We start from the raw sequence: 15,102 nt of genomic DNA, 5'->3' as shown, positions 1-15,102 counted from the left end.
CCGAGCCGGCCAGCCATTCCCGGCCAGCCGTTCCCGGTCAGGCCAGCTCGACCAGTTCGAGCAGGTCGTCGCTCCAGGCGTCCTCGTCGCCGTCGGGCAGCAGGATGGCCCGGTCCGGCTTGAGCGCCAGCACCGCACCCGGGTCGTGGGTGACCAGGACGATCGCGCCGGGGTAGTTGGCGATGGCGTCGAGCACCTGCTCCCGGCTGACCGGGTCGAGGTTGTTCGTCGGCTCGTCGAGCAACAGCACGTTGGCGCCGGAACAGACCAGGGTGGACAGCGCCAGTCGGGTCTTCTCACCACCGGAGAGGACGCCGGCCGGCTTGTTCACGTCCTCACCGGAGAAGAGGAACGCGCCAAGGATCTTGCGCAGGTCGGTGTCGGACTGCTCGACGGCGGCGGCGCGCATGTTCTCCAGCACCGTCCGCTCCACGTCCAGCGTCTCGTGCTCCTGGGCGTAGTAGCCCAGCCGCAGGCCGTGGCCCGCGTGCACCTCGCCGGTGTCCGGGCTGAGCAGCCCGCCGAGCATCCGCAGCAGGGTCGTCTTGCCGGCGCCGTTGAGCCCGAGGATGGCCACCCGGGAGCCCCGGTCCACCGCCACGTTGACGTCGGTGAAGATCTCCAGCGAGCCGTACGACTTGGACAGGCCGGTCGCGGTGAGCGGGGTCTTGCCGCACGGCGCGGGGTTGGGGAAACGAACCTTGGCCACCCGGTCGGAGACCCGCACCTCCTCCAGGCCGGAGATCAGCTTCTCGGCGCGGCGGGCCATGTTCTGCGCGGCCACGGTCTTGGTGGCCTTGGCCCGCATCTTGTCGGCCTGCGCCATCAGCGCGCCGGCCTTCTTCTCCGCGTTGGCCCGCTCCCGGCGGCGGCGTCGCTCGTCGGTCTCGCGCGCCTCCAGGTACGCCTTCCAGCCCAGGTTGTACACGTCGATGACCGACCGGGTGGCGTCGAGGAACCAGACCTTGTTGACCACCGACTCCAGCAGCGCGCCGTCGTGGGAGATCACGATCAGGCCGCCCTTGTGGTTGGCGAGGAAGCCCCGCAACCAGGTGATCGAGTCGGCGTCGAGGTGGTTGGTGGGCTCGTCGAGCAGCAGGATGCCGCCGCCGTTCTCGCCCGCGTCGCGGAACAGGATCCGGGCCAGCTCGATGCGGCGACGCTGACCGCCGGAGAGGGTGCCGATGGTCTGCGCGAGCGCCCGGTCCGGTAGGCCGAGGTTGGCACAGATCCGCGCGGCCTCAGCCTCGGCCGCGTACCCGCCGAGGGCGGCGAACTGGTCCTCCAGCGCGCCGTACCGACGGACCAACTTGTCGTTGGCGTCCTCGGCGAGCCGGGCCTCGACCTCCTGCATCTGCGCCATCAGCACGTCCAGGCCGCGCGCGGAGAGCACCCGGTCGCGGCCGGTGACCTCCAGGTCACCCGTACGCGGGTCCTGCGGGAGGTAGCCGATGGCGCTGCGCTGGTCGATCTGGCCGCCGTACGGCTGCCCCTCGCCGGCGAGCACCTTCAGCGTGGTGGTCTTGCCGGCGCCGTTGCGACCGACCAGGCCGATCCGATCACCCGGCTGCACGCGCAGGGTGGTGTCGGACAGCAGGATCCGGGAACCGGCACGCAGTTCCAGGCCGGTGGCAGTGATCATGTTTGCGGGCTCGCTCTCGGGGTTCGGAAGGCTGACTCGGGGCACGCGAAACGGCCGGCGGGCTCAAGGGGCCCGACGGCGCGGGGCGGTTCAGCCTTCGCAGCGCAGCACCTGACAAGTGTACCGGGCGCCGTCGGACGGCCCGCCCGGATTACCGATCAAGATCATCGGGTACCGGAACGCCTGTCCGGACCCCGTCCGGCACTCGATGGACGAAACGACACACAACAGACATTCACCGGCATACGGCGATCGGGGTCACCATGGAACTCAACGAGCGGGCCGAAATCGACACCTCCCAGGTCAACGACGTGGGCCGCGGTGGCGGATCCGGCGGCGGCTTCGGCATCCCGATCCCCGGCGGCGGCGGTCGAGGCGGCATCATCGGCATCGTGGTAGCCGTGCTCATCGCGCTGCTCGGCGGCGGCTTCGGGCTCAACGCCATGACCAACGGCGACGAGGGCGGCGGTCAGGCCGGCGGCACGGACCTGGAGCAGTTGTGCTCCCGCGACAACCCCGAACGTCTCGACGACGCGCGCTGCCGCAACGCGCTCTACGTCAACAGCATCCAGGCATACTGGCAGAAGGCGTACCCGGAGCTGGGCAACGGAGAGTACGAGCCGACCGACACCAACTTCTTCCAGGCCGCCGTGAGCACCGGCTGCGGGCAGGCCGACTCGGGCGTCGGCCCGTTCTACTGCCCCGCCGACAAGCAGGTGTACATCGACCTGAGCTTCTACGACGAGCTGGCCTCCCGGTTCGGCGCCAAGGGCGAGTTCGCCCAGCCGTACGTGCTCGCCCACGAGTACGGACACCACATCCAGAACCTGCTCGGCACCAACGCCAAGGCCGGCCAGGGCGACCAGAGCGGCCCCCGCTCCGCCTCCGTGCGGCTGGAGTTGCAGGCCGACTGCTACGCCGGCGCCTGGGCCAAGCACGCCACCGAGAGCAAGGACAAGACCGGCCAGGAACCGCTGTTAACGTCCATCACCCAGACCGACATCAGCGAGGCCGTGCAGGCCGCCGAGGCGATCGGCGACGACAGCATCCAGGAGCGCTCCGGCGGGCGGGTCAACCCCGACCAGTTCACCCACGGCACGTCCGAGCAGCGCAAGCGCTGGTTCACCCAGGGCTACGACCGCGGCGACCCGAAGACCTGCGACACGTTCGGCACCGACCAGCTCTGACCCCGTCCCGAGATCGTGGCAGGCCCTCGGCGGGCCTGCCACGATCGCCATTCCGGCGGCGGGGAGCCCCGGGTCAGGTGAGTCGCGAGACCTGGTAGTGGCCGATGAGCCAGTCGTCCTCGACCCGCCGCAGGAGCACGCCGAGATTGACGGTCAGGGCCGGTCGGTCGGTGAAGCCGAACTCCACCTCCAGGTAGCCGAGCACCACGTCGTCGGCGAGACGGCGGATCTCCCGGATGTCGTACGCGGCGGTCAGGCCGAGCGGCTGTCCGGCGTAGTACGCGGCGACGCCGGCACGACCGACCGTGTACGGCTGCAACCCCTGAAAGATCGCGTCGTCGGTGAAGCACGCCGCAACCCGATCGGGCTCGTGGGCGTCTACCGCCGATTTCCACCGATCGAGGACGGTACGCAGAATCTGGGCCTCGGACATGCAATCTCCTCTGCTGACGGACGTGTCCCATGGCGTGCCTGTCGAGCCGCCGCACGTGCCGGCGAGCCCCTCCAGGCTCAGCGAGGCGGCTGACCCGGGTCGTTCGGGTGCGGCGTCAACGGCGTCACGGTCTCGCGCCGCCAGGCGCGCAACGGCATCGACGCGAGCACGGCTTCCAGCTCATCGGCGTCGTCGGCCTGGAACAGCCCCCACGTACGCCACTCCCCCGGCGCCAGCGGCGGCCGCCACAGCCGCAGGAGGCTGCCCTGCGCCGTCAGCTCGGCCGAGCGCGCCGCCTCTCGCGCGCGCATGTCGACGACCCCGTCCTCCGATGTCCCCTGCGGCACCGTCGTCACCATGTCAACCAGAAACTCCACGCGCCCATCCTCCGGCCGCCGGCCGGGCAGCACGCCGGGAACCCCGTTTTGGGTGGCGGTCGTCTCCCTGGGAAGCCGGGGAACGCCGAGGTCAGTCCGGGTCGCGCACCAGGATCCGCACCGCCCGGGCCGCGCCCACCGCCGCGACCAGCACCGCGTGCCGGGGCTCCGGCACGTCGAGCAGCCGCTCCGCCCGCAACGGCACGAGCGGGGCCAACCGCCGGTCGGCCAGCACCCCGTCCACCGCCCGCCGGTCACCGCCGCAGACCAGCGCGGCGAGCGTCGTCGCCTCCGGCAACAGCAGCCGTACGGCCAGGTCCGCCGCGTCACCCAGCGCCGCCTTCGCCTGGTTGTCGCGGCGGCGGGCGAACCGGTGCTGCGACCAACCCCCGGCAGCGGTGCGCCCCTGCACGTACCGGGTGTCCACCTTGGAGACGACGAGGTCGGCGCCCTCGGCCACCCCGAGCGCCACCGCGCCCTTGCGGGCCAGCAGCAGGCCGATCCGGCGGGGCAGGACGGCGGAAGCCACGAACCCGGCCACATCCGTGCCGGCCGGCGCACCCGGCGGGGCGTACAGCTCGGCGGTCGCCCCGTCCGGGGCGGCGAGCAGCAGGCCGTACTCCCGGGCGCTGGTGGTGGGCGGGCCGTGCCGGTCGGCGAAGCCCTCGACCCAGCGGCCGACGCGGGCCGGGTCGACCTCGACCCACCGGCCTCCGCCGGCTGCGGGTCGACTGGTCATCGCCCGACCGTACGGCACCGCGAACCCATCCGGGCCCCCGGGCGGCCCCGGACCCGGCCCGGAACACACCAGGCGACACCGCCGACCCGGCGCGGTCGGGCCTCGGCCGCGTGGCCGAGCCGTCGGATGGTTGCCGTGACCGTTCAGCCTGGCAGCAGCGCGGCCACCGCCAGCGCGGCGATCAGCGCGCTCGAGACCAGTCCGGTGACCAGCCGGCCACGCGGCCCGGTCAGCGCCCGGCCGACCACCGTGCCACCGCCGGCGATGACCAGTTGCCAGCTCGCCGACGCCAGGAACACCCCGGCCACGAAGAGCGCCACCGGGACCATGCCCGAGTCGGCCGTGTCCCGGCGGCCGAGCATCAGGGCGGTGAAGTAGAGCACCGTCATCGGGTTCAGCAGGGTCAACCCGAGCAGCGCCGCGTAGGCCCGCCCCGGAGTGCTCATGCCCCCACCGTCGCGTGCCGTAGGCGGCCGCTGCGAGCGGTGCGCGGACCACGTCCGCCACAGGCCATGCCCGGCGAGACCGAGCAGGACCACGGCGGCGACCAACCGCAGTGGCCCGGCGACCGGTGCGATGATCCCGGCCAGGCCGGCGCCGCCGAGCACGGCCACCACCGCGTAGAGCCCGTCGGCCGTCGCCACGGCGAGCGCTGCGGCCGCACCCACCCGAAACGAGGTACGGGCGCTGAGCCCCAGAATGAGAATTGCGATCGCGCCGACCGGAATGGCGACGCCGTAGCCGGCCACGAGACCGGCGAGGAACGCGCCGCTCACGACGGCGGGCGCGGGAGCGAGGCGGGCCGGGGCACGGTGCGCTGTCGACGCACGGCAGTGGCCGCACGGACAGGAACCTGCTTCGGGTACGCCTCAATCACACGCGCATCTTCCGCGCCGAACCCACGCCCCCGCCACCGAATTTCCCTGCGCCCCGCGCCAAAGATCGCGCTCGAACCAGGATGTAGTGGCCTCGGCGACGCACCGAGGCCAACATCAAAGATCGAGCGCGATCTTGGTTGTCGGGGGTGTGCCGACCGATCAGAGCTGAACTCCGGGCCACCGGGGGTCGCGGCCGAGGTAGGAGAGCAGGGCGGCGACCTCGTCGGCCTCCGCAGCGGGGTCGATCGCCGGGGCGTACGCGCCATAGGCCCGCAGCGGCTCGACGATCTGCCGGGCCACCACCAGCAGGGGTCGGGCCAGGTCGGCGCCGAGCGGGGACGGCTGGCCGGTGGCCACCGCGATGTCCCAGGCGTGCACTGCCGCGTCCAGGGCGCACGCTACGGCGCCGACCTCGGCCGGCAGCTTGCCCTGGGGCAGCGGCGTGGGCACCTCCGGGTCGTCGTCGGCGACACCGTTCCAGGCTCGGGCAGACGCGTCGAGGGCGGCGCGCAGGCCGGCGAGCTTGTCACCGTCGACCCGACCGGAGGGCGAGAACGGGTCCTCCGCCGGCCCCGACCCGCCGTCGATCGCCGCCGCGAAGGCGAGCTGGTCGCCGGCCGCGTGCTGGAGCACCTGGGTGACGTTCCACCGCTCGCACGGGGTGGGTTGCTCCCAGGCGTCGGCCGGAACCCCCTCGACTGTCGTTCGAAGCACCGCGTGCGCCTCTTCGAGCACGGTCCGCCACTGCCCCGCTGCCATCTCGCTCATCGTCCTGCCCTCTCTGCCGGGGTCCTGCGAGCTGCTCCACCCGCCGCCGGAGCGGAATATTCCGCTCCGTTCGATGAACCCAGCTTAACAGACCGGAACGATCCGTTCCACTGCTTTCGCGCGATCCTGGAAACGCGTCGAGCGCGGCACCCGTCCGGGTGCCGCGCTCGACGAAGTGGGATCAGCTCAGACGTTGAAGCCGAGGGAGCGGAGCTGGTCCCGGCCCTCGTCAGTGATCTTGTCCGGGCCCCACGGCGGGAGCCACACCCAGTTGATCCGGATGTCGTTGACCAGGCCGCCGCCGGGGCCGGTGGTCAGCGCCTGCCGGGTCTGGTCCTCGATGACGTCGGTCAGCGGGCAGGCCGCCGAGGTGAGCGTCATATCCAGGGTGGCGACGTTCTCGTCGTCGACGTGGACGCCGTACACGAGGCCCAGGTCGACCACGTTGATGCCGAGCTCCGGGTCGACGACGTCCTTCATCGCCTCCTCGATGTCGGCGATCATGGCCTTGCTGACGCCACCCGCGGGGGCGGCCGCGTCGCCCGCGTCCGGCGTCACCGCATCGGTCTGCTCCACGACGGCGTCACCAGCCTCCGGCGTCGCCGCAGTAGCCGTATTCTCGCTGCTCATGCCTTCACCTCCGGGCTCACGCCCACACCGGCGCGTGCCGCGGCGTCCTTGAACGCCATCCACGGCAGCAGCGCGCACTTGACCCGGGCGGGGTAACGGGCAACGCCCGCGAAAGCAACCCCGTCACCGAGCACGTCCTCGTCCGGCGTGACCTGGCCACGTCCGGACATCAACTCCACGAACGCCTCGTGCACCTCGAATGCTTCCCCAGCGCCCCGCCCGCGCAGCAACTCGTGCAACACGCTCGCCGAGGCCTGGCTGATCGAGCAGCCCATCCCGTCGTACGAGATGTCGTGCAGCACCGTGCCGTCGGTGGCCACCCGGACGGTGACCTCGTCACCGCAGGTCGGGTTGACGTGGTGCGCCTCCGCGACCTGGTCACCCGGGTCGTCGGCGTCGCGCAGGCCACGCCCGTGCGGGCGCTTGTAGTGGTCCAGGATGATTTCCTGGTAGAGCTGGTCGAGCTGCATCAGTCGAACACCTTCCGCACCTGCTCCAGACCGGCCACCAGAGCGTCGATCTCCTCGGTGGTGGTGTAGAGGTAGAACGAGGCCCGGGTCATGGCCGGGACGCCGAACCGGCTGCACACCGGCTTGGCACAGTGGTGGCCCACCCGCACCTGCACGCCGAGCGAGTCGAGCACCTGACCCACGTCGTGCGGGTGTACGTCACCCAGCGCGAACGAGATGGTGCCGCCCCGGCCCACCGGCACGGTCGGGCCGAAGATCCGCAGGTCCGGCACCGAGCCGAGAGCCTCCAGCGCGTACGCCGTCAGCTCCTTCTCGTGCCACTGGATGGCCTGCATCCCGATGCCGGTCAGGTAGTCGACCGCCGCACCGAGCGCGACCGCCTCGGCGATCGGCGGGGTGCCCGCCTCGAAGCGGGCCGGCGGCGCGGCGAACGTCGAGCGGGCCATGGTGACCGTCTCGATCATCGAGCCGCCGCCGAAGACCGGCGGCATGGCCGACAGCAGCTCACCCCGACCCCAGAGCACCCCGATGCCGGTCGGACCGCACATCTTGTGGCCGGTGAAGACGATGTAGTCGGCGTCCAGGTCGACCACGTCGATGGGCAGGTGCGGCACCGACTGCGAGCAGTCCAGCAGCAGCAACGCGCCCACCTCGCGGACCCGCGCGGTGATCCGGGAGGTGGCGTTGACCGTGCCGAGGATGTTGGACATGTGCACCAGCGAGACGATCTTCGTCCGTTCGGTGACCAGATCCTCCAGGCCCGACTCGTCCAGCCGCCCCTGGTCGGTGACCGGGAACCAGCGCAGGGTCGCGCCGGTCCGCTCGCAGAGCAGCTGCCACGGAACGATGTTCGAGTGGTGCTCCATCTCGGAGATCACCACCTCGTCGCCGGGGCCCAGCCGGAACCGGGGGTCGGCGTCCGGGCGCAGCGAGGCGTTCGAGAAGGCGTACGCCACGATGTTGATCGCCTCGGTGGAGTTCTTCGTGAACACCACCTCGTCGGTGCTCGGCGCGTTGATGAACGCGGCGACCTTCGCCCGCGCCCCCTCGTACGCCTCGGTGGCCTCGGTGCCCAGGGTGTGCACCGAGCGCGACACGTTGGCGTTGTGCCGGGCGTAGTGCTCGTCGAGCACGTCGAGCACCTGACGGGGCTTGTGCGAGGTGTTGGCGCTGTCGAGGTAGACCAGCGGGTGCCCGTTGATCTCCCGACCGAGGATCGGGAAGTCGGCGCGCACCCGGGCCACGTCGAAACGCGGCACGTCGTCGTACTGCGGCATCCCCGAAGGGATCGCGATGCTGGTCATCTCGGCAGCGCCTCTCCCGCTCAGGCCTTGGCCGTGCCGGCCCCGGCGGCGTACCGCTCGTAGCCCTCGGCCTCAAGCTTGTCGGCCAGCTCCGGGCCGCCCTGCTCGACGATCCGGCCGGCCACGAAGACGTGCACGAAGTCCGGCTTGATGTAGCGCAGGATCCGGGTGTAGTGGGTGATCAGCAGCACGCCGGTGTCGCCGGTGTCGCGGACCCGGTTGACGCCCTCGCTGACCACACGCAGCGCGTCCACGTCGAGACCGGAGTCGGTCTCGTCGAGGATCGCGATCTTCGGCTTGAGCAGCTCCAGCTGGACGATCTCGTGCCGCTTCTTCTCACCACCGGAGAAGCCCTCGTTGACGTTGCGCTGGGCGAACGCCGGGTCCATCTGGAGGCGCTCCATCGCGCCACGCAGCTCGCCACCCCAGGTACGGAGCTTCGGCGCCTCGCCGTCGATGGCGGTCTTCGCGGTCCGCAGGAAGTTCGCCACCGAGACGCCGGGCACCTCGACCGGGTACTGCATGGCCAGGAAGAGGCCGGCGCGGGCGCGCTCGTCGACCGTCATGGCCAACACGTCCTGGCCGTCGAGGGTCACCGTGCCGCCGGTGATCTCGTACTTGGGGTGACCGGCGATCGAGTACGCCAGGGTGGACTTGCCGGAACCGTTCGGGCCCATGATCGCGTGGGTCTCGCCCGACTTCACGGTCAGGTCGACGCCGGCCAGGATCGGCTTGAGCTCACCCTCGGGCAGCTTGACCGACACCTTCAGGTCGCGGATCTCCAGGGTGCTCATTATCGGGTCACTCCATTACTCGGCGTCAGGCTGAGGTAGATGTCGCCGTCGCGGACTTCGACGGGGTAGACGGGTACGGGTTCGGTGGCGGGCAGGCCGGTCGGCTCGCCGGTGCGCAGGTCGAAGCGCGAGCCGTGCAGCCAACACTCGAGCGTGCAGCCGTCGACCTCACCCTCGGAGAGCGCGACCGAGGCGTGCGAGCACTCGTCGTACGCGGCGTAGAAGCTGCCGTCCTCGCCGTGCACCAGCGCGATCGGCGTGCCGTCGACGTCCGCGCTGATCGCGGTGCCCTTCGGCACGTCCTCGGTGGAGCAAATCCGGATCATCAAGCGCCCGCCTTGGTCAGCCGGGCCTCGATCGCGTCGCCGAGGCTCTCGCGCAGCGACTCCACCGGGATCTTGTTGATCAGCTCGGCGAAGAAACCACGAACCACCAGCCGGCGGGCCTCACTCTCCGGAATGCCCCGGGCCATCAGGTAGAACAGCTGCTCGTCATCGAAGCGGCCGGTCGCGCTGGCGTGACCGGCGCCGGCGATCTCGCCGGTCTCGATCTCCAGATTGGGTACGGAGTCCGCCCGCGCGCCGTCGGTGAGCAGCAGGTTCCGGTTGATCTCGTACGTGTCGGTGCCGGTCGCCTCGGCCCGGATCAGCACATCGCCCACCCAGACGGTGTGCGCGCTCTCGCCCTGAAGAGCGCCCCGGTAGCCGACGTAGCTGCGGCAGTCCGGAACGCTGTGGTCGACCAACTGCCGGTGCTCCAGGTGCTGGCCGGAGTCGGCGAAGTAGACGCCGTACAGCTCGGCCTCGCCACCCCGCCCGGTGTATTCCACGCTGGTGAACTGCCGGACCAGGTCGCCACCCAGGGACACCTGAATGTGGATGACCTTGGCGTCCCGGCCCAGCTTGATCTTCAGGTGCTGGGCCTGGACCGCGTCGTCGGCCCAGTCGGCGACCGTGACCAGCGTCAGCTTCGCGCCGTCGGCTACGGCCACCTCGACGTTGTCGGCCAGGGTGGCCGACCCGACGTGCTCCAGCACCAGGATCGCCTCGGCGAACCGGCCCACCTCGACGAAGGTGTGACCGAACGACGGCTGCTCGACGCCCTCGCCGACCACCCGCAGCCGCACCGGCTCGCCGAGCACCACGTCGGGGGCCACCCGCAGCAGCAGGGCGTCCGCGGCGGCACCGTAGGCCAGCGCGCTGACCCGGTCGACCGGGGTCAGCACGCTGCCGACCCGCTGGTCGTCACGGCCGACCCGGGTGATGGCGACGCCCTCGGGCAGGTCACCGTACTCGTGTCGGACCGCGCCGGTCGCGGCCGGCGCGTCACTGGTCAGGCCGCGGAGGCGCTTGAGCGGGGTGAAGCGCCACTCCTCCTCCAAGCCGGTGAGGGCCGGGAAGTCGGCGACGTCGTACGAGCGCAGCGCCTGCGACTTGGTGCTGGGCGGCGGCGCGGAAGCCTGGGTAGTCATTTCTTCCTTGGTCTGTTCTACGACGACGGTGTCAGGTGCTCGGTGGGCGGGCGGCGTCAGCCGACCGCGCCCTCCATCTGAAGCTCGATCAGGCGGTTGAGCTCCAGGGCGTACTCCATCGGGAGCTCCTTGGCGATCGGCTCGATGAAGCCGCGCACGATCATGGCCATCGCCTCGTCCTCGCTCAGACCCCGGCTCATCAGGTAGAAGAGCTGGTCATCGCTGATCTTGGAGACGGTCGCCTCGTGCCCCATCGACACGTCGTCCTCGCGGATGTCGACGTACGGGTAGGTGTCCGAGCGGGAGATGGTGTCGACCAGCAGCGCGTCGCACTTGACCGTGCTCCGGCTGTGGTGCGAACCCTCCAGCACCTGCACCAGACCCCGGTACGAGGTGCGGCCGCCGCCACGCGCGATCGACTTCGACACGATGGTCGAGGAGGTGTGCGGCGCGGCGTGCACCATCTTGGCGCCGGCATCCTGGTGCTGACCCTCGCCGGCCATCGCCACCGAGAGCACCTCGCCCTTGGCGTGCTCGCCGGTCATGTAGACCGCCGGGTACTTCATGGTCACCTTGGAGCCGATGTTGCCGTCGACCCACTCCATGGTCGCGCCCTCGTGGCAGACGGCGCGCTTGGTGACCAGGTTGTAGACGTTGTTCGACCAGTTCTGGATGGTCGTGTAACGGCAGCGCGCGTTCTTCTTGACGATGATCTCCACGACCGCGCTGTGCAGCGAGTCGGAGGAGTACATCGGCGCGGTGCAGCCCTCGACGTAGTGCACGTACGCGCCCTCGTCGACGATGATCAGCGTGCGCTCGAACTGACCCATGTTCTCCGTGTTGATCCGGAAGTAGGCCTGCAGCGGGATGTCCACGTGCACGCCCTTCGGCACGTAGATGAACGAGCCACCGGACCACACGGAGGTGTTCAGGGCGGCGAACTTGTTGTCGCCGACCGGGATCACCGTGCCGAAGTACTCCTTGAAGACGTCCTCGTGCTCGCGCAGCGCCGTGTCGGTGTCCAGGAAGAGGACGCCCTGCTCCTCGAGGTCCTCACGGATCTTGTGGTAGACGACCTCGGACTCGTACTGCGCCGCGACACCGGCGACCAGCCGCTGCTTCTCCGCCTCCGGGATGCCCAGCCGGTCGTAGGTGTTCTTGATGTCCTCGGGCAGGTCCTCCCAGCTGGTGGCCTGCTTCTCGGTCGACCGCACGAAGTACTTGATGTTGTCGAAGTCGATCCCGGTCAGGTCAGCGCCCCAGGCCGGCATCGGCTTACGGCCGAACAGCCGCAGACCCTTCAGCCGCAGGTCGAGCATCCACGCCGGCTCGTTCTTCTTGGCCGAGATGTCCCGCACCACCGCCTCGTTGATGCCGCGCTGGGCGACCGCCCCGGCGGCGTCCGGGTCGGACCAGCCGTACTCGTACCGGCCCAGGGCGGCGAGCTGCTCTTCCTGGGTCAGGGGCTGGACGATCTGCTCGGTCATCTATCTGTCCTCACAGTGGTTACGGGATTACCGGATTGAACGCGGCCCGGCTGGGTCGGGATGTGCGTGGTGCACACCCCGTCGCCGTGCGCGATGGTGGCCAGACGCTGCACGTGGGTGCCGACCAGACGGGAGATAACCGCGGTCTCGGCCTCGCACAGCTGGGGAAACTCGGCGGCCACGTGCGCCACCGGGCAGTGGTGCTGACAGAGCTGGCCGCCGGAGGCGATCGTGGTCGCATTGGCAGCGTAACCCTCGGCGGTGAGCGCTGCGGCGAGTGCCTCGGCTCGGGCGAGAGGGTCGTCGCCGGCGTCCTCCATGGCCGTCCGACAACGGGACTCGAGAGCGGACACCTGCTCGGTGGCGAACGCCTCGACCGCGTCCGAGCCGCCACTGCGGGCGATCCAGCGCAACGCGGCGGTGGCCATGTTGTCGTAGTGGTGTGTGCCACAGCGGACCCGGGCGGCCTCGGTCAACAGGAACACCTTGGCCGGGCGCCCCCGACCGCGACTGCCCTGCACGGTCTGCCCCCGGGCGTACACGTCGCCGTCCGCGAGCATCGCGTCCAGGTGCCGGCGGATCGCCGCCGGGCTGAGCCCGAGCGCCGCGCCAAGCTGCGCGGCGGTGGTGGCACCCTGCTCCAGCAGCAGCTGGGTGACCCGATCCCGGGTGGAGATCTCGGCCGCGGCCGGCCCGGCGAGGCCGGACGACGTGGTCACGGCGGGCGCGGAGGCGGACGCACCGAGGGCCGGTACGGCCGTCGGTTGGTGCCCGGAGAGCGCCGCCGCGTTTTTCACAACGCCAACGTTACGTAATTACCCGGAGGGTGGCAAACCCGGGCCCCGGTGATCCGAACCACCGAGCCGGCGGAGTCGGACGAACCTCGATCACTACGGTGCGTAGGATTTGCGCCGTGAACCGAATCGTCCGTCCGGTCTCCGGCATCCTGCTGCGCCGCCTCGCGCTCGCCTCGATCATCGCGAACGTGGGCATCGTCGTCACCGGCGGGGCCGTCCGGTTGACCGCCTCGGGCCTCGGCTGCCCCACCTGGCCCCGGTGCACCGACGCGTCGTACGTCACCACGTCCGAGATGGGCCTGCACGGGGTGATCGAGTTCGGCAACCGCATGCTGACCTTCGCGGTGGGCCTGATCGCGCTGGCCACCGTGCTGGCCGTGCTGGCCCACCGGCCCCGCCGACCCGGGCTGCTCGCGCTGGCCGTCGCGGTGTTCCTGGGCATTCCCGCCCAGGCGGTGATCGGTGGCATCACGGTGCTCACCAACCTCAACCCGTGGGTGGTCGGGCTGCACTTCCTCGCCTCGATGGCGGTGATCGCCGCCGCGTACGCCCTCTGGCGACGCATCGTCGACCCCGACGGCCCGGTTGTGGCCGTGGTGCCCGCACCGCTGCGCACGCTGGCCCGGATCACCACGGGCGTCAGCGTCGCGGTGCTGGTCATCGGCACCTGGGTCACCGGCAGCGGCCCGCACGCCGGCGACCACGGCGCCGCCCGCAACGGTCTGGACCCGGAGTCGATCTCCCAGGTGCACGCCGACGGGGTCTTCCTGCTGATCGGCCTCTCGGTGGCATTGATCTTCGCGTTCCGGGCCGTCGGTGCGCAGCGGGCCACCCGCGCCGCGATCATCCTGGTCGCCGTCGAGCTGAGCCAGGGCCTGATCGGCTTCGTGCAGTACTTCACCCACGTGCCGGCGCTGCTGGTCGGCGCGCACATGCTCGGCTCCTGCCTGGTGCTGCTGGCCACCCTGGCGGTGCAGTGGTCCACCCGGGAACGCCGCCCGGTCGCGCCGGCCCCCCAAGCCGCCCCGACCGACGCCGCAGCCCCGGTACCAGTCACCGCCTGACCACCTGGCCGCTTGGCCGCCCCGCTCCCCGCGCAACTTCCCCGAAGTTGCTGCCTCCGACACGCGGGAAGCAGCACCATCTCCGATATTGCGCGGATCTTGGCGGTGGCACCACCTTGCACAGGTCCGGTGTGGGGGTCAGGCGGTGCGGGCCAGGTGGGTGGTGATCGCGGTGGCGAGGCGGTCGGGGGCTCCGTCCGCGTACCCGATGAAGAGCGACGGCTCGGTCAGCTCCAGCTCGACCAGGACGGGCTCGCCGTCCGGGCCGGGGATCAGGTCGACCCGGGCGTAGAGCAGCTGTCGGGTGCCGCCGGGCACCGCCGCGAGGGTCTGCTCGGCCACCGCCAGCTGTTCGGGTCGGGCGGTGCGGGCGGTGATCTCTTCGGCCTTGTAGAGCCCGTCCGGGCCGAGGTCGGGCCCGGACAGCATCGGACCCTTGCGGATCGCGTGGCTGAACGCGAGCCCCTCCGGCCCGGCCAGGAAGAGCAGTGCGGTCTCACCCTCGGTGTCGACGGCACGCAGGTACGGCTGGACCATGGTCACCCGGCCGGCCTCGGAGAGCCGGCGAACGTGCGCGACGGCCAGGTCCCGGTGCTCCGGGTCGGCCAGGTCGTACCGGCCGGTGTCCTGGCTGCCGGCGCTGACCGCGGGCTTGAGCACGTACTCGCCGGTCGCGGCGGGCGGCTGCCAGCTCTCCCCCGGCTCGACCCACGACGTCGGTACGGTCGGCACCCCGGCGGCGCTCAGCTCGGCGAGGTAGCGCTTGTCGGTGTTCCAACGGATCACGTCGGCCGGGTTGGCCAACGCCGGAACGGTGGCCGCCCAGGACACGAACTCGTCGCGGCGTAGCGCGTAGTCCCACGGTGAGCGGAGCACGACCAGGTCGTAGGACGACCAGTCGACGTCGGGGTCGTCCCAGCTGACGGCCTGGACGGCGACGCCACGGGCGGCGAGCGGGGCGAGGACCAGCCGGTCGTCCGGATCAAGGTCGGCCAGGTCGGCGCAGGTGACGAGAGCGACCCGGGGTTCCCCCCGGGTCGACTGGTGATATGTGGTCAATT

The 15,102-nt window shown here is 70.9% G+C and carries 17 protein-coding genes; 2 read left to right on the top strand and 15 right to left on the bottom strand.

Annotated elements, in window-relative coordinates; all coding sequences use genetic code 11:
* Window positions 1-37: 37 nt before the first annotated feature.
* Window positions 38-1,642, bottom strand: a complete 1,605-nt coding sequence (locus tag AC5L30_RS31105; protein WP_494871685.1) for an ABC-F family ATP-binding cassette domain-containing protein — start codon at window positions 1,640-1,642, stop codon at window positions 38-40.
* Window positions 1,643-1,905: 263 nt separating this feature from the next.
* Here AC5L30_RS31105 and ypfJ point away from each other — a divergent pair, with 263 nt between their 5' ends.
* Window positions 1,906-2,829: a KPN_02809 family neutral zinc metallopeptidase gene (ypfJ, locus tag AC5L30_RS31100; RefSeq protein ID WP_494871684.1), complete on the top strand. Its 924-nt coding sequence runs from the start codon at window positions 1,906-1,908 to the stop codon at window positions 2,827-2,829.
* Window positions 2,830-2,902: 73 nt separating this feature from the next.
* Here the strand turns inward: ypfJ and AC5L30_RS31095 are convergent, their stop codons facing one another.
* From AC5L30_RS31095 to AC5L30_RS31035, 13 genes are all read right to left on the bottom strand, one after another.
* The gene (locus tag AC5L30_RS31095) at window positions 2,903-3,262 is read right to left on the bottom strand and encodes a YybH family protein (RefSeq protein WP_494871683.1); all 360 of its coding nucleotides are present in this window, start codon (window positions 3,260-3,262) and stop codon (window positions 2,903-2,905) included.
* A 77-nt stretch (window positions 3,263-3,339) separates the two neighbouring features.
* Entirely contained in the window at window positions 3,340-3,639 is a 300-nt protein-coding gene (locus tag AC5L30_RS31090; RefSeq protein WP_494871682.1) for a muconolactone Delta-isomerase family protein, read from the bottom strand.
* A gap of 91 nt (window positions 3,640-3,730) precedes the next feature.
* The gene (locus AC5L30_RS31085; RefSeq protein WP_494871681.1) at window positions 3,731-4,378 is read right to left on the bottom strand and encodes an acVLRF1 family peptidyl-tRNA hydrolase; all 648 of its coding nucleotides are present in this window, start codon (window positions 4,376-4,378) and stop codon (window positions 3,731-3,733) included.
* A 143-nt stretch (window positions 4,379-4,521) separates the two neighbouring features.
* Window positions 4,522-5,154, bottom strand: a complete 633-nt coding sequence (locus AC5L30_RS31080; protein WP_494871680.1) for a LysE family transporter — start codon at window positions 5,152-5,154, stop codon at window positions 4,522-4,524.
* A gap of 261 nt (window positions 5,155-5,415) precedes the next feature.
* Window positions 5,416-6,024: a TIGR03086 family metal-binding protein gene (locus AC5L30_RS31075; protein WP_494871678.1), complete on the bottom strand. Its 609-nt coding sequence runs from the start codon at window positions 6,022-6,024 to the stop codon at window positions 5,416-5,418.
* Window positions 6,025-6,210: 186 nt separating this feature from the next.
* A complete protein-coding gene (locus tag AC5L30_RS31070) occupies window positions 6,211-6,654 on the bottom strand; it encodes a metal-sulfur cluster assembly factor (RefSeq protein ID WP_494871677.1) in 444 nt (147 codons plus the stop codon).
* Window positions 6,651-7,124 carry a Fe-S cluster assembly sulfur transfer protein SufU gene (sufU, locus tag AC5L30_RS31065; RefSeq protein ID WP_091403700.1) on the bottom strand — a complete coding sequence of 158 codons (474 nt, stop codon included), beginning with the start codon at window positions 7,122-7,124 and terminating at the stop codon, window positions 6,651-6,653. The genes AC5L30_RS31070 and sufU overlap by 4 nt, the downstream gene beginning before the upstream one ends.
* Entirely contained in the window at window positions 7,124-8,428 is a 1,305-nt protein-coding gene (locus AC5L30_RS31060) for a cysteine desulfurase (protein WP_494871676.1), read from the bottom strand. The genes sufU and AC5L30_RS31060 overlap by 1 nt, the downstream gene beginning before the upstream one ends.
* 20 nt (window positions 8,429-8,448) lie before the next feature.
* Window positions 8,449-9,222: a Fe-S cluster assembly ATPase SufC gene (sufC, locus tag AC5L30_RS31055; RefSeq protein ID WP_494871674.1), complete on the bottom strand. Its 774-nt coding sequence runs from the start codon at window positions 9,220-9,222 to the stop codon at window positions 8,449-8,451.
* On the bottom strand, window positions 9,222-9,548 hold the full coding sequence (locus AC5L30_RS31050; RefSeq protein ID WP_494871711.1) for a non-heme iron oxygenase ferredoxin subunit: 327 nt from the start codon (window positions 9,546-9,548) through the stop codon (window positions 9,222-9,224). Before AC5L30_RS31050 ends, sufC begins: the two co-directional genes overlap by 1 nt.
* Window positions 9,548-10,693: a Fe-S cluster assembly protein SufD gene (gene sufD / locus AC5L30_RS31045; RefSeq protein ID WP_494871672.1), complete on the bottom strand. Its 1,146-nt coding sequence runs from the start codon at window positions 10,691-10,693 to the stop codon at window positions 9,548-9,550. The genes AC5L30_RS31050 and sufD overlap by 1 nt, the downstream gene beginning before the upstream one ends.
* A gap of 56 nt (window positions 10,694-10,749) precedes the next feature.
* Window positions 10,750-12,180, bottom strand: a complete 1,431-nt coding sequence (gene sufB, locus AC5L30_RS31040) for a Fe-S cluster assembly protein SufB (protein WP_494871670.1) — start codon at window positions 12,178-12,180, stop codon at window positions 10,750-10,752.
* The gene (locus tag AC5L30_RS31035) at window positions 12,177-12,977 is read right to left on the bottom strand and encodes a helix-turn-helix transcriptional regulator (protein ID WP_494871668.1); all 801 of its coding nucleotides are present in this window, start codon (window positions 12,975-12,977) and stop codon (window positions 12,177-12,179) included. Before AC5L30_RS31035 ends, sufB begins: the two co-directional genes overlap by 4 nt.
* Window positions 12,978-13,075: 98 nt before the next feature.
* Between AC5L30_RS31035 and AC5L30_RS31030 the strand changes: the two genes are divergently transcribed.
* Window positions 13,076-14,041, top strand: coding sequence for a COX15/CtaA family protein (locus AC5L30_RS31030; RefSeq protein ID WP_494871666.1), 966 nt, complete (start codon window positions 13,076-13,078; stop codon window positions 14,039-14,041).
* A gap of 138 nt (window positions 14,042-14,179) precedes the next feature.
* Here AC5L30_RS31030 and AC5L30_RS31025 read toward each other — a convergent pair whose 3' ends face one another.
* On the bottom strand, window positions 14,180-15,100 hold the full coding sequence (locus AC5L30_RS31025) for an ATP-grasp domain-containing protein (protein WP_494871664.1): 921 nt from the start codon (window positions 15,098-15,100) through the stop codon (window positions 14,180-14,182).
* Window positions 15,101-15,102 lie beyond the last annotated feature (2 nt).

This window comes from Micromonospora sp. BQ32 (genome assembly GCF_059358895.1).
Note: the sequence above shows the minus strand (reverse complement) of the source record. Positions and strands in the feature narration are given on the sequence as shown.